We start from the raw sequence: 20,261 nt of genomic DNA, 5'->3' as shown, positions 1-20,261 counted from the left end.
CTAGGGGCCGGAAACGCCCGTCCCAGGTTCTGGGACGGGCCACAGGTCCCGGTAGGCCGGCAGGCCGGCCAGACCCTCGGCGGACAGCACGCCGTGCACCACGGCCCGGGCGAACACGTCGGCGGCCGCGGCGGCCAGCCGGTCGAGCAGGAACACCCGGGCCATCGGGTCGTCGGGCATCGGGCGGGCTCCGGTGGCCACGGCGAACACGGTGTCCCCGTCGAACATCGAGTGCGCCGGACGCACCGCGCGGGCCAGCCCGTCCTGGGCGCCCACCGCCAGCCGCCGGCACTCGGTCTTGGTCAGCGCCGCGTCCACCGCCACCACGCCGATCGTGGTGTTCAGCCCGGACCGGGGCACGGCGGGCAGGGCGGCGGGGCGGTCCGGCCAGCGCCCGCCGAACTCACCGGCCACCTCCAGGTCGGCGGCCCACGGCCGGCCGGTCTGCGGGTCGACCGCCTCGCCGAGGGCGTTCACCGCCGCCAGCGCGCCGACCGTGTAGCCCTCCACCGTCTGGCCGGCCGTGCCGGTGCCGCCCTTGAGTGAGCCCACCTTGGCGCCGGTGCCGGCCCCCACGCAGCCCTGCGCCACCGGACCGGCGGTGGCCGCGGCACACGCCTGGTAGCCGAACTCCGCGTCCGGCCGGTTGCCCCAGTCGCCGCGCGGCAGGTCGAACAGCACCGCCGCCGGCACGATCGGCACCACCTCGTGCGGCTGTGCGCCGACCCGAAACCCCCGGTCGCGCTCGGCCAGCCAGCGCATCACACCGTCCGCGGCGGCCAGCCCGAAGGCGCTGCCCCCGGACAGACACACCGCGTCCACCCGGGACACCAGGTTCTCCGGCAGCAGGACGTCGGTCTCCCGGGTGCCGGGCGCGCCGCCCCTGCCGTCCACCGAGCCGGTGGAACCGTCCGGGCACAGCACCACCGTGGTGCCGGTCGCCCAGCCCGCGCCGATCCGCTGATACTGCCCGACCAGCACACCCTCGACGTCGGTGATCGCGTTCACGGCTTGTCGCCGGCCAGGGCGTGCACCAGGCTCTCCTGCATCCAGGTCAACCACTGGTAGACGCCCAGGTGCGGGGCGCGCGGGTCGTCGGCGGGCAGCTCCTCGGGCATGTCCTCGGTGACGTCCAGCGCGGTGCCCAGAGCCAGCCGCACGTCGTTGATCGCCGAGAGCCACGCGTCGGCGTGTTCGAGCGAGAGCCGGATCCGGCCGCCGTTCTCCGGGCAGGTGCGCAGCACCACACCGGCCACCCCGGTCTTGAGGTCGAGCAGCGCGGGCTCGTGCAGCGAACGCAGCGCGCCGGCCGAGTTGACCTCCGCGTCGGTCGGCGACTCGTCCAGCCGGTGGAAGTCGGGCAGCAGCCGGGACAGGATCGGATCGTCCGGCGCGCTCGACGGTCCGGTGCGGATTCCGGTCAGCTGGGCCAACTCGTCGTTCGGGGCCTCGGCGGCGCGGGCCCGCAGGATGTCGTCGATCTGCGAGACGAGGCCACGCAACACCGCGGCCTCATGCCGGTCGATGTCTCCGACGACCGTGTTGCCCTTGCGCTTCCAGGGATTCACGACTCGTGCTGCATGGTCGCCCAGAGGCCGGCCGCGTGCAGTCGCGCGACGTCGCCCTCCACCTTCTCCTTCGACCCGGAGGAGACGATCGCCTTGCCCTTGTGGTGCACGTCCAGCATCAGCTTGGTCGCCTGGTCCCGGCTGTACCCGAACAGCTTCTGGAACACGTAGGTCACGTACGACATCAGGTTGACCGGATCGTTCCACACGATCGTCTGCCACGGCTTGTCGTCGACCCCGAGCGCTCCCGACGTGGGCTCGACCCGCGTCTGTTCCTGCTCGACAGGCGTGGTCATGGGTCAATACTGGCATGTTTAGGCTCCGGGCATGACACCCGGGAGCACCGCGCTGCGGACCGACCATTACGAGCTGACCATGCTGGCCGCGGCGCTGGCCGACGGCACGGCGAACCGGCGGTGCGTGTTCGAGGTGTTCGCCCGGCGGCTGCCCGACGGGCGCCGGTACGGGGTGGTCGGCGGCACCGGGCGGGCGGTCGAGGCGATCGGCCGGTTCCGGTTCGGCGAGGCCGAACTGACCGAGTTGGCGGCGCGTTCGGTGGTGGACCCCGCGACGCTGGAGTGGCTGGCCGGCTACCGGTTCTCCGGCGACGTGGACGGCTATCCGGAGGGCGAGCTGTACTTTCCCGGCTCGCCGCTGCTCACCGTGCGCGGCACGTTCGCCGAGGCGGTGCTGCTGGAGACGCTGCTGCTGTCGATCATGAACCACGACAGCGCCATCCTGTCGGCGGCCGCCCGCATGGTCAGTGCCGCCAACGGCCGGCCGCTGATCGAGATGGGCGGCCGGCGCACCCACGAGGACGCCGCGGTGAGCTGCGCCCGGGCCGCCTACCTGGCCGGGTTCGCCAGCACCTCCAACCTGGAGGCCGGCCGCAGCCACGGCATCCCCACCGCCGGCACGTGTGCCCATGCGTTCACCCTGTTGCATGACAGCGAGCACGCGGCGTTTACAGCCCAGGTCAAGGCCCTGGGCCTGGGCACGACGCTGCTGGTGGACACCTACGACATCACGCAGGGCATCGAGACGGCGATCGAGGTGGCCGGCACCGGGCTCGGCGCCATCCGGATCGACTCCGGCGACGTGGGGGTGCTCGCCCGGCAGGCGCGCGAGCAACTGGACCGGCTGGGCGCGCGGCACACCAAGATCGTGGTCTCCGGCGACCTGGACGAGTACGCGATCGCGGCGCTGCGGGCCGAGCCGGTGGACGCCTACGGGGTGGGCACCTCGCTGGTCACCGGCTCCGGCGCGCCGACCGCCGGCATGGTCTACAAGCTCGTCGAGGTGGACGGCCGGCCGGTGGCGAAACGCAGCTCGCACAAGGAGTCGCGGGGCGGGCACAAGGCGGCGCTGCGCCGGCACAAGCCGACCGGCACCGCGCTGGAGGAGGTCGTGTACCTGGTCGGCAGCGATCCGCAGGCCGGCGAGCACGACCGGGACCTGGTGGTTCCGCTGCTGCGCGAAGGTGAGCCGGTAGCGCCGGCACCCTCGCTCGAGGAGAGTAGGCAGCGGGTCCGCGCGGGCCTGGTGAGCCTGCCGTGGGAGGGCCTCAAGCTCTCCAGCGGCGACCCGGCGATCCCTACGGTGTATGTGAGCTGAGGAGGTCCGGTGGCCAGGGCGTTGATCGTGGTCGATGTGCAGAACGACTTCTGCGAGGGCGGGTCGCTGCCGGTGACCGGCGGGGCGGCGGTGGCCGGGGCGATCAGCGGGCACATCGCCGCAGGCGGCTACGACCACGTGGTGGCGACCCGGGACTACCACGTGGATCCCGGATCGCACTTCAGCGCCGAGCCGGACTTCGCGACCACCTGGCCGGTGCACTGCGTCGCCGGCACGCCGGGCGCCTCGTTCCACCCGGAGCTGGACGTCACCGGGATCGAGGCGGTGTTCTCCAAAGGCGCGCACGCGGCCGCGTACTCCGGCTTCGAGGGCGCCGAACGCGACGGGCGCCCGCTGGCCGAATGGCTGCGGGCGCACGACGTCGAAGCTGTCGATGTGGTCGGTATCGCCACCGATCACTGTGTCAGAGCCACGGCACTGGACGCCGCCCGCGCCGGGTTCGCCACAACGGTGCTGCTCGATCTCACCGCGGGCGTCGCCCAGTCCACCGTGGACTCCGCACTCGCCGAGCTGCGCTCGGCCGGGGTCAGCCTGACCGGCTCACCGTCAACGGCGCGGTGAGCAGGACACCGACCCGATCACGAACTCGCCGCGGTTGACCGTCGGCGCGGTCGGCAGCAGCCAGATGTGCATCAGGTTCACGCTGACGCCACCGGTCGGCGGCCACGACCGCATGACCTCGTTCAGCACGACCTTGGCCACCGGGACGCCCCGCTGGTTGCGCAGCCACACGGTGTAGTTCGGCGGAACCTGGCGCGGAATCTGGACCCACCGGTCGAGGAACAGCCCGCTCAGCCGGAAGCTGGTCCGGCTGCCGCGGCGGTCGGACTCGCAGCTGAGACTGAAGTCCTGGAGCTGCACGCGCGCGCGGCCGCCCCACTGGTCCCAGGAACCCAGCCGGAAGTTCGTTCCCCGGACCTCTACCGACTGCCGGCCGAAGCCGCCCTCACATCTGGACTCGCCCCGCCCGAAACCGAAGATGTTGCCCACCTGGACACCGAAGGTCTGGCCCGATCTTTGGAACCCCACCCGGCATTCCGCAAGCGGTTGGATGGCGAACGACCGGCCGTTGATGAAGCCCTCGGCCCGTCCGACCGAGCCGCTGCCCGAGGCGAACGGCGGTTGGGTGTCGGACGGCGTGGGGGTCGCGGCGGCCGGCGCCGCGCCGATCGAGGCGGCGGCGATGACGGTGATCGCAACGGTGAGTCCGCGTCGAAGTGTCATGGTTGCTCCCTTCCTAGGAGGTTTCGCTGCCCGTTGAGCTTCCAACCATCACCGGACGAATGCCGTGGCCTGCAACACGATTGGGGACTGTGGACAACCCGTCCGTGTTATTTAGCGGCCGGGTAACGTCAGGGCGTGCCCGATACCCGCCTGCCTCCGCTGCCGGAGCTGTTGTCCGCCGCGGTCGCTTCGGTCGGCGGCACGGAGCGTCCCGGCCAGGCGCGGATGGCCAGTGCCGTCGCCAATGCCATCCGGACCGGCAACCACCTGGCCGTCCAGGCCGGAACCGGGACCGGCAAGTCGCTCGCCTACCTGGTTCCGGCGCTGCGCTACGCGGTCGAGCGCGAGGCCACCGTGGTGGTGTCCACCGCGACCATCGCGCTGCAGCGCCAACTGGTCGACCGGGACCTGCCGCGGCTGGCCACCGCCCTGGCCGGACCGCTCGGCCGCAACCCCACGTTCGCCATCCTCAAGGGCCGGCGTAACTACGTGTGCCTGCACCGGCTGGACAGCGGCGCGCCCGAGGACCCGGACGACCCCGTGCTGTTCGACCCGTTCGCGGTGTCCCGGCTCGGCCGCGAGGTGACCCGGCTGCGCGAATGGGCGGCGGAGTCCGAGACCGGCGACCGCGACGAGCTGGTGCCTGGGGTGGGCGACCAGGCCTGGCGGCAGGTCTCGGTGTCCGCGCGGGAGTGCCTCGGTGCGGCGCGCTGCCCGTCCGGGACCGACTGCTTCGCCGAACGGGCCCGGGCCGAGGCCGGCCGGGTGGACATCGTGGTGACCAACCACGCGCTGCTGGCCATCAACGCCCTGCAGGGCTACCAGGTGCTGCCCGACCACGACCTGGTGATCGTGGACGAGGCGCACGACCTGGTGGACCGGGTCACCTCGGCGGCCACCGCGGAGCTCACCCCCGCCGCCGTGACCGCGGCCGCGCGGCGGTGCGGCCGGCTGATCGACCAGGAGATCGCCGACCGGCTGGTGGAGGCCGGCGACGGGTACGCGCTGCTGCTCGCCGACCTGCCGCCCGGACGGTTGGACACGCTGCCCAACGCGTTGCGCACGACGCTGCTGGCGATCCGGGACAGCGCGCACGCCTGCATCAGCCGGCTGGGACCGGACCGGCCCGGCGACCTGGAGGCCGCGACCACCCGCAAGCTCGCCCTCGCGCTGCTGGACGAGGTGCACGACACGGCCGTGCGGCTGGCCGAGGCGTTCGACACCGACGACCGGGGCCGCCGGGACGTGGTCTGGTGCAGCGGGACCGAGGCCGGCAACCCACGGCCGCCCGCGCTGCGGGTCGCGCCGCTGGCGGTGGCCGGGCTGCTGCGCGAGCGGCTGTTCGGGACGTGCACCACGGTGCTCACCTCGGCGACGCTGACCCTGGGCGGAACGTTCGACGCCATGGCCCGGCAGTGGGGTCTGCCGACCACGCAGGCCGAGGGGGTCAAGGCGGACGGAACGGCGACCGACAAGCCGCCACCTGCCGAAGGCGACGACGGTCCGAAGTGGACCGGACTCGACGTCGGCTCGCCGTTCGAACACGACCGCAGCGGGATCCTCTACGTCGCGAAGCATCTGCCGCCGCCCGGCCGGGACGGGCTGCCACCGTCCTATCTGGACGAGCTGGCCGAGCTGATCGAGGCGTCCGGCGGGCGCACTCTCGGCCTGTTCTCGTCGATGCGCGCGGCCAAGCAGGCGACCGAGGCGCTGCGCGGCCGGCTGTCCGTGCCGATCCTGTGCCAGGGCGAGGACTCCACCGCCCTGCTGGTGACCAAGTTCGCCTCGGACCCGGCGACCTGCCTGTTCGGCACCCTGTCGCTGTGGCAGGGCGTGGACGTCCCCGGCCCGTCCCTGCAACTCGTCGTGGTGGACCGGATCCCGTTCCCGCGGCCGGACGACCCGCTGGCCTCGGCCCGCCAGCGTGCCGTGGAAGCCCGCGGCGGCAACGGTTTCCTCACCGTCGCGGCCACGCACGCGGCGCTGCTGCTCGCGCAGGGCACCGGCCGGCTGCTGCGCTCCACCACCGACCGGGGTGTGGTCGCCATCCTCGACCCCCGTCTGGCCACCGCCCGCTACGGCAGCTTTCTGCGCGCCTCGCTACCCAACTACTGGACCACCTACGACCCCGAGGTCACCCGCGCCGCCCTGCGCCGCCTGACCGCCGGTTCCCCGTGAGTTCAGGGGAACTGGGCGAGGACGGTGATGGTGCCGGGCGCCACCTCGGTGAAGCCGGCGTCGCGGACGGCGACGAGTTGGTGGGTGCGCCAGGCGGTGGCGGGGTCGGCGGTGGGGTGCAGGGTGGACCACTGGGCCGGTGTGGGGGTGCGGACGGCGCAGCGGAAGTCCTGGGTGGCCCAGCCGGTGAGGGCGTCGGTGCGGCCGTCGGCGTGCAGCAGGGCGGCCAGCAGCATGGTGGCGTGACCCACCTGGGCGGCGGCCTTGCCGGCGGTGAGCTCGACGGTGGGGTTGAGCCAGAGCACCGGGAGGCCGGGCGGAACCGGGGCGGGCGGCTCGGGGGGTAGCTCGCTTCCGGAGATCTGCAGGCGGCTGACCTCCCGGGGGGTCTCGACCACCCGGCCCGGGACGAGGGCGCGGACCTCGGCTCCGGCGACGGTGACCGTGATCCCGGGCAGCGCCTGCACGGCCGCCCAGTGCGCGCCCCGGGCCCGGCGGGTCACCTTGCGGATCCGGCCGCCGATCCACGCGGCGACCTCGTCGTGCCACTCACCGGCCGGCTCGGCGCGCGGATCGAGACAGACCGCGACCGCCGCCGCCGCGGCGGCCTCCAGCAACGCCGTGCGCGGCGGTGGGTCGGTGCGTTCGATCCGCAGGATCACCGGCATGGCACGGACCTCGGCGGGATCCTCGTCGTCGGTGTCGGCCGTCGCCGCCGCGGGCAGCCGCAGCCAGGAGGCGTAGCGGGCGGCCAGCGGATCCAGGACGGTGTACCGGCCGTCCGGGGACTCGGGGTCGGTCATGGCCTGCCGAAGCCCAGGCCGTCGGCGGCGTCGGCGGCTTCCACCTCGGCTCGGGTGACGCCCAGGACGAACAGCACGACGTCGAGGTACGGGTGGGACAGGGCGGTGTCGGCGACCTCGCGCAGCGCCGGCTTGGCGTTGAACGCGACGCCGAGGCCGGCGGTGGTCAGCATGTCGATGTCGTTGGCCCCGTCACCGATCGCCACGCACTGGCCCAACGGGACCTCGAACTGGGCGGCGAACCGCCGTAACGCGGTCGCCTTGCCGGGACGGTCCACGATGTCGCCGGTGACCCGCCCGGTGAGCTTGCCGTCCTCGATCTCCAACTCGTTGGCGGCGCAGAAGTCCAGCCCCAGATCGCGGACCAGCCCGTCGATCACCCGGGTGAACCCGCCGGACACCACGCCGCACCGGAACCCGAGCCGCTTCAGCGTGCGGATCGTGGTCCGGGCGCCCGGGGTCAGCGTCAGGGCCTCCCCCACCTCCGCGAGCACCCCCTCCGGCACACCCGCCAGCAGCGCCACCCGCTGCCGCAGCGCCTCGGCGAAGTCCACCTCGCCCCGCATGGCCGCCTCGGTGATCTCGCGGACCTGGTCCTCGCAGTTCACCCGGGCCGCCAGCATCTCGATCACCTCACCCTGGATGAGGGTGGAGTCCACGTCGAAGACCACCAGCCGCTTGGCCCGCCGGGTCAGGCCCTCCCGCTCGACCGCGATGTCCAGCCCGACCCGGACGGACAGCTCGGCCAGCGCCGCGCGCAGGTCGGCGTCGGCCGCCTGGGTGTCCTGCGACACCGACACCCGCAGCTCCAGGCCGGTCACCGGGTAGTCGGCCACCCGCCGGATGGCGTCGATGTTCGCGCCGAGGGCCGCCAGCCGGCGGGCCACCTCGGTGAACGCCCGCGCGGTCACCGGCCGGCCGAGCACGACGAGCACATGGGTGGAGCCCACGCGGGCCGGCGAGATCGGGTCGGCGCCCAACTCGACCTCGACCCGCATCGCCACGGTCGCCATGGCCTGCTCGACGGCCTCCTGCAGGCCTTCCGGGTCACGCCCGGTCTCGACCAGGACGCCGAGCACCAGCTGACCGCGGATGACCACCTGCTCGACGTCGATGATGTCCACGCCGTGCCGGGTGAGCACGGCGAAGAGCACCGACGAGACGCCCGGCTTGTCCGGGCCGGTGACCGTGATCAGAACGGGTGTGCTGTTGGGGGCTCCACGAGCTACCAAGTTCTACAGCTCCCCGGTCGTCAGTTGGGTTTGCTCGCGTCACCCTTGCTGATCTCGCCGGGGTTCACCACGGCGGCCAGCGCTTCGGACGGCGCCGCCTTGTGGCTGTGCGAGAACGGCCCGGTGTACTTGTCCGCCTCCCACCGCTCGACCATGTGCGGGTAGTGCAGGTCGAACGCCGGGCGCTCGGACCGGATCCGCGGCAGTTCGGTGAAGTTGTGCCTCGGCGGCGGCGTCGGCGTCGCCCACTCCAGCGAGGCGCCGTAGCCCCACGGGTCGTCCGCGTCGGTCGGCTCGCCGTACCGGTAGCTCTTGAACACGTTGTAGATGAACGGCAGGGTCGACGCGCCCAGGATGTAGGCGAAGATCGTGGAGATCGTGTTCAGCGTGGTGAACCCGTCGCCCGGCAGGTAGTCGATGTACCGGCGCGGCATGCCCTCGTTGCCGACCCAGTGCTGGATCAGGAACGTGCCGTGGAAGCCGATGAACGTGGTCCAGAAGTGCAGCTTGCCCAGCTTCTCGTCGAGGAAGCGGCCGGTGAACTTCGGGAACCAGAAGTAGATGCCGGCGAAGGTGGCGAACACGATCGTGCCGTAGAGGACGTAGTGGAAGTGCGCCACCACGAAGTAGGTGTCCGCCACGTGGAAGTCGATCGCCGGGGCGGCCAGCAGGATGCCGGTCAGGCCGCCGAACAGGAAGGTGACCAGGAATCCGACGCTGAACAGCATCGGGCTTTCGAAGGTCAGCGAGCCCTTCCACATCGTGCCGATCCAGTTGAAGAACTTCACGCCGGTCGGGATCGCGATCAGGAAGGTCATGAACGAGAAGAACGGCAGCAGCACCGCGCCGGTGGCGTACATGTGGTGCGCCCACACGGCAACGGACAGCGCCGCGATGCCCAGCGTGGCGTAGACCAGGCCGCGGTAGCCGAACAGCGGTTTGCGGCTGAACACCGGGAAGATCTCCGACACGATGCCGAAGAACGGCAGCGCGACGATGTAGACCTCGGGATGGCCGAAGAACCAGAACAGGTGCTGCCAGAGGATCACGCCGCCGTTGGCCGGGTCGAAGACGTGCGCCCCGAACTGCCGGTCGGCGAACAGGCCGAGCAGCGCCGCGGCCAGGATCGGGAAGGCGATGATCACCAGAATGCTGGTGATCAGGATGTTCCAGGTGAAGATCGGCATCCGGAACATCGTCATGCCGGGTGCGCGCAGGCAGACCACGGTGGTGATCATGTTCACGCCGCCGAGGATGGTGCCGAGACCACCGAGCACCAGGCCGACGATCCACATGTCGGCGCCGACCCCCGGCGAGTGGATCTTGTCCGACAGCGGGGTGTAGGCGAACCAGCCGAAGTCGGCGGCGCCACCCGGGGTCAGGAAGCCGGCCACCACGATCGTGCCGCCGAACGCGAACAGCCAGAAGGCCAGCGCGTTCAGCCGGGGGAAGGCCACGTCCGGCGCGCCGATCTGGATCGGCAGCACCAGGTTGGCGAACCCGAACAGGATCGGCGTCGCGTAGAGCAGCAGCATGATCGTGCCGTGCATGGTGAACAGCTGGTTGTACTGCTCCGGCGAGAGGAACTGCTGCCCCGGCCGAGCCAGCTCGGACCGCATCAGCATGGCCATCGCGCCGCCGACCATGAAGAAGACGAACGAGGTGACGCAGTACATGATCCCGATCCGCTTGGGATCGGTGGTCCAGAACAGCGAGAGCAGGGATGAACCCTTGACCGTCTCGCGCGCCGGGTATGGGCGCGTGGCGATCGGTTTCGGGGCTACTGCCGTCACTCCTGCCTCCTGGTTGATCTTCGGCCGGGCTCCTAGGGGATCGTAGCCGGACCAGCAGGAGCGGGCGCGGCTGGGCCGGCGCGGCGCGGGTCACACTCTACGCCGGTTCCCAGCAGGTCACGACCGCTGCGGGCGCGGGTCAGCCGGGCAGGACCGCGTATTGCCGCAGGCACAGGTCCGGATAGGTGACCGGACCGCGCGGCCCGGGCACTTTATCGATATTGATCCCGGTTTCCGGCACGCCGAGCAGCTTGAAGCCGTCCAGCAGGCGGGTGCTGACGTTCCAGAACACGCCGGTGCCGGTGTAGGCGGCCAGGAACGCGTCGGCCGCGGCCCGGTCCTCGGTCACGATGGTGGCGGCCAGACCCGAGGTCTCCTCGTTGGCGATCCGGGCGGCCTCGGCGAGGCCCTCGACCGGGGCGATCGTGACCGTGGCCTCCCGTTCGGAGTCCAGCGCCCACTCGTAGCCGATCGGGTGCTCGTGCGGCGGCAGCGACGGGCGCACACCCAACTCGCCGAGCGTGTCCAGCAGCCCGGGCAACAGCTCGTCGTACCGGTCGCGGTGGACGAGCAGCAGGTTGAGCCGGTTGCACACGCCCAGCCGGTCCAGTCCGTGGCCGACCAGGTCGCGGGCCAGCGCCGGATCGGCGGCGTCGTCCAGGTACAGCACTCCCCCGCCGTCGGCGTGGGCCAGCGTGCGCACCCCGTGCTGGGCGGCGAGCCTGCCCAGCTCCCGGGTGCTGTCCCCGCTGCCGCGCAGGATGACCAGCGGCACCAGGTGCGGCAGCGTGACCAGGGCGCCGGCCGCGGCCCGGTCGGCGCTGGGCACCAGCTGGATCGCATGCGGCGAGATGTCCACATCGGACAGTGCGGGCGCGACGACCTCGCGCAGCAGCACGGTGGCCGAGCGCAGCGCCGCCGAACCGGTGCGCAGCACGCCGGCGTTGCGCGACTTGACCAGCTGGGAGGCGACGTCGACGGTCACGTTGGGCCGGGCCTCGTAGTTGGCGCCGATCACCCCGACCGGGCGACGCCGCTCCACGAGGCGCTGGCCACCCGGCAGCGAACCGAGCTCGACCGAGCGGGCCGGGTGCGGCGCGCCGGCCAGCAGCCGAAGCTGGTCGGCCATCGAGTCCAGGCGTTCCCCGGTGATCCGCAGCCGGTCCAGCAGACCCGCGCTCATCCCGCCGTCCCGGGCGGCCGCCACGTCCTCCTCGTTCGCGGCGAGCACGGTGGCTCGGGCCGAGGACAGCCGCGCGGCCATCTCGCCCAGCGCGGCGTCGACCGCCTCGTCGGTGGCGCCGGCCAGGCTCGGCGCGGCCCGCTTGGCGGCGGTCGCGCAGCTCGTGACGACTTGTGCGGTGGTCTCGTCCAGCGCCGTGCTCATGGGCCCAAGTCTGCCGCATCAGACCAGCAGCCAGCCGCCGGCCAGCAGCAGCGCGCCGATGCCGACGAGACCGAAGACGGTGACCCAGAACAGTCCCGGAGTCGCGGTGAGCCGCCCCAGCAGATCGGCGTCGGAGTCGTGGACGTGGCCCCGGCGCCGCTTGCGCTGCAGCTCGCCGACCGGGCGCAGCCCGCCGAACAGCAGCAACCAGGTGACCGCCTGGGCGAACGCGGCCTGCACCGGCGCGCTGGCCAGCCACGCGACCGCGGCCAGGGCGGCGCCGGTGAGCAGCACGGACACCACGCCGTAGGCGTTGCGCACCATGACCAGAACGCCGGTCAGCAGCACCGCGCTGACCACCAGCGGACCGTTTTCCACGCCGGCGGCCAGCAGCGCGGCGTAGCCGAGGCCGAGCAGGGACGGCGCGGGGTAGCCGGCCAGCGCGGTGCACACCATCCCCGGACCGTCCGGGCGGCCCCGGGACAGCGTCAGCCCGGAGGTGTCGGAGTGCAGCCGGATGCCGCGCAGCCGGCGGCCGGCCAGCAGCGCGGTCAGGGCGTGCCCCGCCTCGTGCACGATCGTGATCACGTTGCGCGCCACCCGCCACGGGCCGGGCAGCAGCACGACCAGCAGCCCGGCGCCCGCGGCCAGCAGGGCGACGGTCTCGGGGCGCACCGGGCCAGATCAACATACGGACGGTGGGATCGGTGTGATGATGTCCGGCGTGGATGACTACCAGGAGATCCGGTACACCGTCGACGGAGCGGTCGCGACCGTCTCGCTGAACCGGCCGCAGGCGCGAAACGGCTACACCACACGGATGTCCGACGAGCTCGCCGCGGCGTTCGACCGCGCGGACTCCGACGACGGGGTGCGGGTCGCGGTGTTCACCGGCGAGGGCGGCGACTTCTGCGTGGGCGCCGACCTGTCCGGCGGGTCGCTGGCGGCGGACACCGCGGCGGCGAGCGACCCGGAGTGGAACGAGCCGGCCGGCCGGTGCTCGATGCGGATCTTCACGATGAACAAGCCGGTGATCGCCGCGATCCGGGGTGCGGCCGTGGGCGCCGGCTCGACCATCATCCTGCCCGCGGACTACCGGCTGGCCGCCACCGACGCCCGGTTCGGGTTCGTGTTCAGCCGGCGCGGCTTCTACCCGGAGGGGGCGTCGACCTGGTTCCTGCCCCGGCTGGTCGGTCTGGGCCGGGCGCTGGACTGGATGATCAGCGGGCGGGTGTTCGACGCCGCCGAGGCGCACGCCGCCGGGCTGGTGAGCAGCCTGCACGAGCCCGACGAGGTGCTTCCCCGCGCCTACGCCCTGGCCGAGGAACTGGTCCGGCGGACCGCACCGGTGCCGGTGGCGGTGATCCGCCAGCTGCTCTACCGGATGAGCCCGCTGGACTCCCCGTTTCCCGTGCAGCGCCTGGACTCCCGGCTCATCGCCGGTCTGACCGGCAGCCCGGACGCCGTCGAGGGCGTGCTCTCCTTCCTGCAGAAGCGCGACCCGCGATGGACCGAGACCGTCGGCGCCAACCTGCCCGACTACCTCCCCTGGCGGACCTGACAGCCCGCACAATGGGTTGTGGCCAGGCACATCCGCTCCACCGACCCAGCGCCGGTCCGGCGCGCCTTCCTGCGGGGGTTGGCCTGGGTGTGGACGTGTTTCTGGGGTTCGACGACGCTGGTCGGTCTGCTCATCGTGGTCGCCTACTTCGCCGGCCTGGATCCCACTCTGGACGGCAAGACCGCGTTGGGCGGAGCGATCTTCATCATCTTCGGGGGCGGGATGACCGTGCTCGGGATGGTCGGCCTGCGGGCATCCGGCCGGTCGCGCGGCGCCTCGGACCTGCCGAACTCACCCGCGCGACTGTCCCGGCGGGTCGTCAAGCCGCGGCAGCTTCCCCGGCCCGGCTCCGTGGCCCGCGACCCCATGCGCCGGCTCGCCGACGCGGAGGGTGCGCTGACCGAGGTGCTGCACCAGCTGCACGATCTCGGCGCCGGTTCGGAGGTGCTCGACGACTGGATCGACGCCGCCCGGGAGGCCGCCGCGAACGCCGCGACCGAACTGCGCGCGACCGCCGTCCGGCTGGAGGCGGTCGAACTCGCCGCGCGGCATGCCGCGACCGCCGACCGGGAGTCACTCAAGACCGGCGTCCGCGACCTGCGCCAGACCCTCGACGGTGGCGTCGAGGCCTACGGCGCCCTGATCTCGGCCGCCTGCCGGGTGCTGCTCGCCGACACGCCAAGCACGTCGCGGGCAGATCTCACCGACGCCACCGACCGCCTCGCCGCCCTGGCCACGGCGCTGCGCGAGCTGCGGTCGCCGGACTGAGCACTACCCCGTGACGTCGATGGTGTCGGCGGCCGGGTTGGACGTGTACAGCTCGTCGATCTCGTGTTGGTACTTCTCGGCGATGGGCTTGCGGCGGAGCTTCAGGGTGGGGGTGAGCTCGTCGCCGCCGGGCTCCCAGACCGCCGGGAGGATGCGGAACCGCTTGATCTGTTCGGCCCGGGAGAGCTTCTGGTTGCCGGCCTTGACCCCGGCCGTGACGACGTCGCGGATGGCGGGGTGGGCGGCCAGGGCGGCCGGCGAGGTCTCGGTCAGGCCGTGGGTGGCGGCGAGCGCGGCGGCGGCGTCCGGGTCGAGCACCACCAGCGCGGAGATGTAGGGCCGGGCGTCGCCGATCGCGACCACCGGGCCGAGCACCGAACAGGACGCCTTGATGGTGTTCTCGATGTTGGCAGGCGACATGTTCTTGCCGGCCTCGTTGATGATCAGTTCCTTCTTCCGGTCGACGATCGTGACGTAGCCGTCCTCGTCGATGGTGGCGATGTCACCGGTGTGCAGCCAGCCGTCGGCGTCAATGGTGTCCGCGGTCTTCTCGGCGTCGTTGCGGTAGCCACGCATGATCGTCGGACCCCGGGTGAGCAGTTCGCCGTCCTCGGCCAGCTTCACCTCGACACCGGGCGCCGGCAGGCCGACCGATCCGATCTTGACGTTGCCCGGCGAGGTGCCGGTGGCCATCCCGCTGGTCTCCGACATCCCCCACACCTCGTAGACCGGGATGCCCAGGCCCCAGAAGTACTCCAGCGTCTCCGGCGAGATCGGGGCCGCGCCCGAAGCACAGATCCGAGCCCGGTCCAGGCCCAGCTTGGCCCGCAGCTTCGACAGCACCAGCTTGTCGGCGATCCGGTGCTGCACGCCCAGCGCGGCCGGCACCGCCTTGTTCGCCAGCGGGTAGCGCGCCGCCCGGATGCCCACGCCGATCGCCCAGTTGGCGATCTTGCGCTTGGCCGCCTTGGGTTCCGCGGCCAGCCCCGCGTCGATCGCCGACTTGAACTTCTCCCACACCCGGGGCACCCCGAAGAACAGGTGCGGCCGGACGTCGGGCAGGGCCGCGGCCAGCTTGCGCGGGTCGTCCACCGACGTGGTGGTCGAGCCGAACAGCATCATCGAGTAGTGCGAGGTGACCCGGTCGGCGATGTGCGCCGCCGGCAGGTAGGACAAGATATGCCAGCCGCGCTCGAGCGCGAACATGTCCACCGTGGTCGCCTCGACGGCGATGTTGGCGTGGGTCAGCTCGACGCCCTTGGGCGGACCGGTGGTCCCCGAGGTGTAGATGATCGTGGCCAGGTCGTCCGGCCCGACCGCCTGCCAGCTCCCGATGAAGTCGAAGTCCTCGGCGCCCCCCGACTCGAGCTCATCGAGCGTGATCGCGCCCTCGGCCGGGCCGTCGACGCACACGATGAGCATGTCCGCACCGGCCACCTCGCGGATCCGGGCCAGGAACACCCGCTCGGTGAACACCACCTTGTTGCCGGCGTTGCCGAACAGGTAGGAGATCTGCTCCGGCGCCGAGGTGTTGTAGATCGAGAACGGGGCCGCGCCCAGGTGCAGCGCGGCCGTGTCGCACAGGTGGAACTCGGGCCGGTTGGTCATCATCAGCGCGACCGTGTCGCCCCTGGTCACACCGCGCGCGGCCAGACCGGCGGCGATCGTGCGGACCCGTTTCCCGTACTCCCGCCAGGTGATCGTCACGGTGTCCCCGGGAGTCCGCAGGGCCACCTCGTCTCCCATCTCGGCCACCTGAGCCTGGAAGGCCTCACACAGGCTGACGTAACTGACATTGCCCAACGGCTTGCTCATCTGCCCCACTCCGCCCACCGCGCTGAAGGTTGCCGAGAGCGTAAAGGCAGTTTTACCCGCAGTCCATAAGCTGAGTCAGAACCCTGCGGCGGCCGGCAGCGGATCGACCCGGTGCAACCGGCGGAAATGCCGGTGCAGGTAGACCAGCGGCTCGCCCGGACCGGTGCGGACCCGCAGCACCTCACCCAGCAGCATCACGTGGTCACCGGCGGGCACCACGCTGGTGGTGCGGCACTCCATCCGCACCGACACGTCGCACAGCAGCGGCACGCCTTCGATGCCGGGCTCGGTCGCGGCGTCGACGAAGGCGTCGGCCTCGGGACAGGCGAACTGGCGGGCCAGCTCCTCCTGGCCGTCGCGCAGCACGTTCACCGCGAACACGTCGGCCGCGGCGAACGCCGGCCGGCACCGGTTCTCCCGGGCGAGGCACACCGAGACCATCGGCGGGCGGGTGGACACCGGTCCGAACGAGTCGGCCGTGCACCCCCACCGCCAGCCCTCCTGGTCGGCCGTGGTGATCACGGCGATGCCGGTCGGCCACCGGGACATCGCGTCCCGCACCGAACTCGGGTAGACGGTCGCCAGCTTGTCGTTCATGACGCCACCGCCCGCGGCATCGTCACCGGCAGGTGCTCGCCCGGCAACCGGTAGCAGTGGGTGGCGCGGCACCGCTCGGTCTCCCGGGCCAGCACGACCGGGTCCTGGCTGGCGCAGAACACCTGGGTGGCCCCGGCCCAGATCGCGGCGTTGAGGTGCTCGGGCTGGTAGTGCGGCAGCGCGTTGAGCGCGACCGCGGTCGCGGACAGGCCGTGTGCGGTCGCGGTGCGGACCGCCTCCAGCTTCAGGGCGTGGTGGCTGCGGCCGGCGGTGCGGGCGTGGCCGGACCCGCCGAACGCGATCGCGGCCAGCGTCGTCTCGTCCCGGTCCCGCGGCTCGACCAGCAGGTCGCCCCGGCTGCCCAGCTCCGCGCAGGTCGGCACACCGCCGCCGGCGGCAGGCCGGTCGAGCAGCAGCACCTGCTCGAGCCCGGGGATCCCGCCCAGCAGGGGACGGGACCGGTCGTACATCGAGTGGGTCAGCACGGCGGCCCGAACCGGGACCGACCGCAGCAACCGGTCCAGCACCTCGGCGCCGAGCCGAGGGCTGATCGGCGCCACCACGTTTCCGCTGCGCAGCGCCGCGTAGTAGGCGACCGCGAACGCCGGCCCGGGCTGTGCCGCGACGGCGATGGTCGACCCCTCCCCGCCGACCAGAGCCCGGAAACCGGCGGCCAGCCGGGAGATCGAGCGGTCCAGGTCGGCGAAGGTGACCGTCGCGCCGTCGCCGTGCAGCGCGACGCGGTCCGGCCAGGTGGCCGCGGCCAGCATCGGCAGCACGTCGAGCGACCCGACCGGCAGGTGTTGGTGTTCGGTTCCCGGAAGCGGTAACCGGCTGATGTTTCGGGCTGTGCTCACTGAAACTCCCCATGGAGAACTACTGTGGTGCGCCCCCGGTCAGGGCGGGCCGGCGAGCCTCGGCGAACGCCTTGGCCCGGCCGAGCGTGCCGAGGTTGAAGGCCCGCAGCACCTCCCGCACCGCCGACCGAACGTCCGGCGCGGAGCCGGGTTCGGCACCGAGCAGGCCGGCAACGGTCTCCTGGCGCAGCAGCACGGTCTGCCGGGCGGTGGCCCGGACTCCGCCGGCCAGCTGCCGGACGACGAAGGCGCCGGTGTGCGCCCGCATGATCGCCGGTGGCCGGGTCTGCTTGTACACGATGTGCGTCTCGGGAAAGCACACGCGGACGGTGCTGGTCGAGTGCACGGTGCCGTCGGGAGTTCGAGCGCCGGTTTCGAGATGCTGGATGCCGAAAACGTCCTCCGCCACGGACAGGCGGTCGACGTGGGGTAGCCGCTGCGGCCAGTCCTGGGCGCGGGCCAGAAAGTCGTACACGTCACGGGCATCGCCATGGATGTCCACGCTGTCCTCACAGGACAACCAGAGTGCGTCGAGCTCGTCGCCGAGCTCGGCGGTCTCCCGCAGCGCCGCGAGCACCGCGACGCTGTTGCGGTCCACCGCCTGCGCCAACCACTCCGCGTCCACCGGATCGTCACCGACGACCCGGTAGTAGTGGTCGAGGGCGACCAGGCTGCCGCTGCCCTTGGGCAGTACCAACCACATGCCGCCCATCGACGCCACCGGGTGGGGCGTGTTCTGCTGCCGAAAGCGCACCTGCATCCGCGTCGGGTTGTGTTCACGGTGCGAGATGAAGCTCTGTACCTCGCCGTCCACCAGTTCCCAGACCTGGACCCGCTCGCTGGTTCCGTCAAACCCCAGGTGCTCGACCGACACGGTCGGGTCGAAGATCTGCGGCCAGCGGGTGACGTCCGCGATGAGCTGGTAGACCCGGCGGGGTGCGGCGGCGACACGAACCGTGTGCCGCGCGGTACGGATCCTCAACTCTGCCATGATCGCTCCCTCCAACTCGGCGAGCGCATCGGCTGACTGTGAGCTTGCCCACCGGTCCTGGAGAACACCTCAAGTTACGATGGACCGAATCGCGGGCGCGAATTCGCGCACCGCGTTCGAATACAGTTCACGCATCAGCGGATCGCGCACCTTTCCGCGCGTATAATGTGAACCGAACCGTTCCTGGTACACCGCGAACCATTCTGCGTCGTCGTGCAGGAAAAGTATGTCGTGCGGCGCCATCCGGCGGGCGGCGAACAAGCCGAGCGGAGCCCGGGACACCGGGAAACCCGGGTTTCGCACCGCCCGCTCGTCGCAGGCCGGGTGGAACTGGCCGACCATCAGCCCGGTCGCGACGGCGAACTCCTTGATCCCGCCGTAGGCCGCGTCCATGACCGCCCAGCCCTGCGGCCCGGTGTCCGGCAACACCACGAGCAGGCTGGCCAGCGAGGTACCGGCCTTGCCAGGCGGCTCGGCGATCCGGTCGAACTCGCGGAGCTCGCCGGCCAGCAGCGCGTGCAGCCCGGCCGGGTCCCGGCCGTCGGTGCCGTAGTGGAAACTGAACCGGATCGCGTTGTCGCCGAGGGCGGCCGGAACGAATGGGCAGACCGGGCCGGTGCGCCCGATATGGGGCGACGGCGCGCTGACATAATCACGTAACCAACTCAGCACCCGGTCCAGATCCTGCCCCAGCCGCAGCTCTTGGCCGTATCCGGGAAAGACCGTGATGAATACCCGGTCCCGGGCCCGAAGTTCAGTCACCGTGACGCTCCCTCGGTCGGCGTCTGCACGTCGGCAGAGAATGATCAATGCGCCTCGGGAGCGGCTCGAATCCGGGTCGAATGAAATTCGGTGGCATTCAAGCGGGATTCCAGTCATCGTGGAGCCACGCAGGAGCGGGCGTCGAGCCGGCTCCGAGGGGGCGCGCTCATGCTGCAGGGGGAGGAACGGTCATGGACAGTTCAACTCGCCGGCGCGGGACCACCGTGTTCACCGTCGACGCCGGGCCCGGAGGGCGGGCGCCCGCACGGTTCTACGTGCTCATGGTGCGCACCGGAGGTCCGGAGCCGGTGCGGGAGGACCTGCTCGTCCCGGACGGCGCGGAGCTACGGCCCGCCCACCCCGACGACTCGCCGGCCGACGGCCTGGACCTCGCCGCCTGAGCACGCACGCATAGGAAAGCCGTCAGGCGACCGTCCAGGTGTCCTTGCCGTGCAGCAGGGCGCGCAGGTCGGCGGGCCGGGCGGCGCGGGCGGTTTCGACCTGGGCGCGGACGTTGTCGTCATAGGTGGGGCGGCTGACACTGCGGAAGATTCCCGTGACCGTGTGCGACAGGTCCTGAGTGGACAGCCGGGACAGGGCGAAGGCGTAGCTGGGATCGTCCAGCAGGGTGTCGTGTTTGACCACGGCGTCGTCGCCGACGTCCTCGATCCGGGCCACGTCGAGCCCGGCGAACCCGCTGTGCACCACGCCGTACTCCTCGTCGGCGCCGAACCGGATCGGCTGGCCGTGCATCAGGGGGATCAGCCGCCGTTCCCGCTGCCCCGGCTCCTTGAGGATGTCGAAGGCGCCGTCGTTGAAGATCGGGCAGTTCTGGTAGATCTCGATGAACGCGCTGCCCCGGTGCTCGGCGGCCGCGGTGAGGATCTCGGTCAGCTGCGCGCGATCCGAGTCCAGGGTGCGGGCCACGAACGTCGCCTCGGCGCCGATGGCCAGCGAGATCGGGTTGAACGGGTGGTCCAGCGAGCCCATCGGGGTGGACTTGGTGACCTTGCCCTCCTCGGAGGTGGGCGAGTACTGGCCCTTGGTCAGGCCGTAGATCCGGTTGTTGAACAGCAGGATCTTGAGGTTC

The 20,261-nt window shown here is 71.8% G+C and carries 21 protein-coding genes; 6 read left to right on the top strand and 15 right to left on the bottom strand.

The window, feature by feature from the left end; translation table 11 throughout:
* Genes VFO68_RS01955 through clpS form a run of 3 tightly spaced genes read right to left on the bottom strand, consistent with a single transcriptional unit; the run spans position 1 to position 1,864 of the window.
* Positions 1–1,008 (bottom strand): P1 family peptidase, encoded by a 1,008-nt coding sequence (locus VFO68_RS01955; protein ID WP_325156373.1) that lies wholly within the window; start codon positions 1,006–1,008, stop codon positions 1–3.
* Positions 1,005–1,568 (bottom strand): DUF2017 domain-containing protein, encoded by a 564-nt coding sequence (locus tag VFO68_RS01950; protein ID WP_325156372.1) that lies wholly within the window; start codon positions 1,566–1,568, stop codon positions 1,005–1,007. Before VFO68_RS01950 ends, VFO68_RS01955 begins: the two co-directional genes overlap by 4 nt.
* Entirely contained in the window at positions 1,565–1,864 is a 300-nt protein-coding gene (clpS, locus tag VFO68_RS01945) for an ATP-dependent Clp protease adapter ClpS (RefSeq protein WP_325156371.1), read from the bottom strand. The genes VFO68_RS01950 and clpS overlap by 4 nt, the downstream gene beginning before the upstream one ends.
* Before the next feature lie 31 nt (positions 1,865–1,895).
* Between clpS and VFO68_RS01940 the strand changes: the two genes are divergently transcribed.
* Both VFO68_RS01940 and VFO68_RS01935 read left to right on the top strand, forming a co-directional pair.
* The gene (locus tag VFO68_RS01940) at positions 1,896–3,182 is read left to right on the top strand and encodes a nicotinate phosphoribosyltransferase (protein ID WP_325156370.1); all 1,287 of its coding nucleotides are present in this window, start codon (positions 1,896–1,898) and stop codon (positions 3,180–3,182) included.
* Between the two features lie 9 nt (positions 3,183–3,191).
* Positions 3,192–3,764 (top strand): nicotinamidase, encoded by a 573-nt coding sequence (locus tag VFO68_RS01935; RefSeq protein ID WP_325156369.1) that lies wholly within the window; start codon positions 3,192–3,194, stop codon positions 3,762–3,764.
* Here VFO68_RS01935 and VFO68_RS01930 read toward each other — a convergent pair.
* Complete coding sequence (locus VFO68_RS01930) at positions 3,750–4,427, bottom strand: choice-of-anchor P family protein (RefSeq protein ID WP_325156368.1); 678 nt, start codon at positions 4,425–4,427, stop codon at positions 3,750–3,752. The genes VFO68_RS01935 and VFO68_RS01930 overlap by 15 nt on opposite strands.
* Before the next feature lie 135 nt (positions 4,428–4,562).
* Between VFO68_RS01930 and VFO68_RS01925 the strand changes: the two genes are divergently transcribed.
* On the top strand, positions 4,563–6,605 hold the full coding sequence (locus VFO68_RS01925) for an ATP-dependent DNA helicase (protein ID WP_325156367.1): 2,043 nt from the start codon (positions 4,563–4,565) through the stop codon (positions 6,603–6,605).
* Between the two features lie 2 nt (positions 6,606–6,607).
* Here the strand turns inward: VFO68_RS01925 and VFO68_RS01920 are convergent, their stop codons facing one another.
* The 5 genes from VFO68_RS01920 to VFO68_RS01900 all read right to left on the bottom strand — a co-directional run bounded on the left by VFO68_RS01920 (position 6,608) and on the right by VFO68_RS01900 (position 12,495).
* The gene (locus tag VFO68_RS01920; RefSeq protein WP_325156366.1) at positions 6,608–7,408 is read right to left on the bottom strand and encodes a peptidyl-tRNA hydrolase; all 801 of its coding nucleotides are present in this window, start codon (positions 7,406–7,408) and stop codon (positions 6,608–6,610) included.
* Positions 7,405–8,640, bottom strand: a complete 1,236-nt coding sequence (serB, locus tag VFO68_RS01915; protein ID WP_325156365.1) for a phosphoserine phosphatase SerB — start codon at positions 8,638–8,640, stop codon at positions 7,405–7,407. The genes VFO68_RS01920 and serB overlap by 4 nt, the downstream gene beginning before the upstream one ends.
* A gap of 20 nt (positions 8,641–8,660) precedes the next feature.
* On the bottom strand, positions 8,661–10,433 hold the full coding sequence (gene ctaD, locus VFO68_RS01910; protein ID WP_325156364.1) for a cytochrome c oxidase subunit I: 1,773 nt from the start codon (positions 10,431–10,433) through the stop codon (positions 8,661–8,663).
* A gap of 139 nt (positions 10,434–10,572) precedes the next feature.
* Positions 10,573–11,808, bottom strand: a complete 1,236-nt coding sequence (locus tag VFO68_RS01905; protein ID WP_325156390.1) for an aldehyde dehydrogenase family protein — start codon at positions 11,806–11,808, stop codon at positions 10,573–10,575.
* 30 nt (positions 11,809–11,838) lie between these two features.
* A complete protein-coding gene (locus tag VFO68_RS01900) occupies positions 11,839–12,495 on the bottom strand; it encodes a M50 family metallopeptidase (RefSeq protein ID WP_325156363.1) in 657 nt (218 codons plus the stop codon).
* A 49-nt stretch (positions 12,496–12,544) separates the two neighbouring features.
* Between VFO68_RS01900 and VFO68_RS01895 the strand changes: the two genes are divergently transcribed.
* Complete coding sequence (locus VFO68_RS01895; RefSeq protein ID WP_325156362.1) at positions 12,545–13,381, top strand: enoyl-CoA hydratase-related protein; 837 nt, start codon at positions 12,545–12,547, stop codon at positions 13,379–13,381.
* 87 nt (positions 13,382–13,468) lie between these two features.
* The gene (gene pspM / locus VFO68_RS01890) at positions 13,469–14,149 is read left to right on the top strand and encodes a phage shock envelope stress response protein PspM (protein WP_325156361.1); all 681 of its coding nucleotides are present in this window, start codon (positions 13,469–13,471) and stop codon (positions 14,147–14,149) included.
* A gap of 3 nt (positions 14,150–14,152) precedes the next feature.
* Here pspM and VFO68_RS01885 read toward each other — a convergent pair whose 3' ends face one another.
* From VFO68_RS01885 to VFO68_RS01865, 5 genes are all read right to left on the bottom strand, one after another.
* Positions 14,153–15,964 carry a long-chain fatty acid--CoA ligase gene (locus VFO68_RS01885; protein ID WP_325156360.1) on the bottom strand — a complete coding sequence of 604 codons (1,812 nt, stop codon included), beginning with the start codon at positions 15,962–15,964 and terminating at the stop codon, positions 14,153–14,155.
* Positions 15,965–16,039: 75 nt separating this feature from the next.
* Positions 16,040–16,561, bottom strand: a complete 522-nt coding sequence (locus VFO68_RS01880; RefSeq protein ID WP_325156359.1) for a flavin reductase family protein — start codon at positions 16,559–16,561, stop codon at positions 16,040–16,042.
* Positions 16,558–17,418: a class I adenylate-forming enzyme family protein gene (locus tag VFO68_RS01875; RefSeq protein ID WP_325156358.1), complete on the bottom strand. Its 861-nt coding sequence runs from the start codon at positions 17,416–17,418 to the stop codon at positions 16,558–16,560. The genes VFO68_RS01880 and VFO68_RS01875 overlap by 4 nt, the downstream gene beginning before the upstream one ends.
* A gap of 19 nt (positions 17,419–17,437) precedes the next feature.
* A complete protein-coding gene (locus tag VFO68_RS01870) occupies positions 17,438–18,409 on the bottom strand; it encodes an aromatase/cyclase (RefSeq protein WP_325156357.1) in 972 nt (323 codons plus the stop codon).
* A 69-nt stretch (positions 18,410–18,478) separates the two neighbouring features.
* A complete protein-coding gene (locus VFO68_RS01865) occupies positions 18,479–19,171 on the bottom strand; it encodes a DUF6875 domain-containing protein (protein ID WP_325156356.1) in 693 nt (230 codons plus the stop codon).
* 191 nt (positions 19,172–19,362) lie between these two features.
* Between VFO68_RS01865 and VFO68_RS01860 the strand changes: the two genes are divergently transcribed.
* Complete coding sequence (locus VFO68_RS01860; RefSeq protein WP_325156355.1) at positions 19,363–19,572, top strand: hypothetical protein; 210 nt, start codon at positions 19,363–19,365, stop codon at positions 19,570–19,572.
* A 22-nt stretch (positions 19,573–19,594) separates the two neighbouring features.
* Here the strand turns inward: VFO68_RS01860 and VFO68_RS01855 are convergent.
* Positions 19,595–20,261 (bottom strand): thiamine pyrophosphate-dependent enzyme (locus VFO68_RS01855; RefSeq protein ID WP_325156354.1); only part of this gene is annotated, 667 nt, incomplete at its 5' end.

The sequence above is a fragment of the Actinophytocola sp. genome (assembly GCF_035712165.1).
Taxonomy (GTDB): Bacteria; Actinomycetota; Actinomycetes; order Mycobacteriales; family Pseudonocardiaceae; genus DASYTH01.
This window is presented reverse-complemented; position numbering and strand designations above follow the sequence as displayed.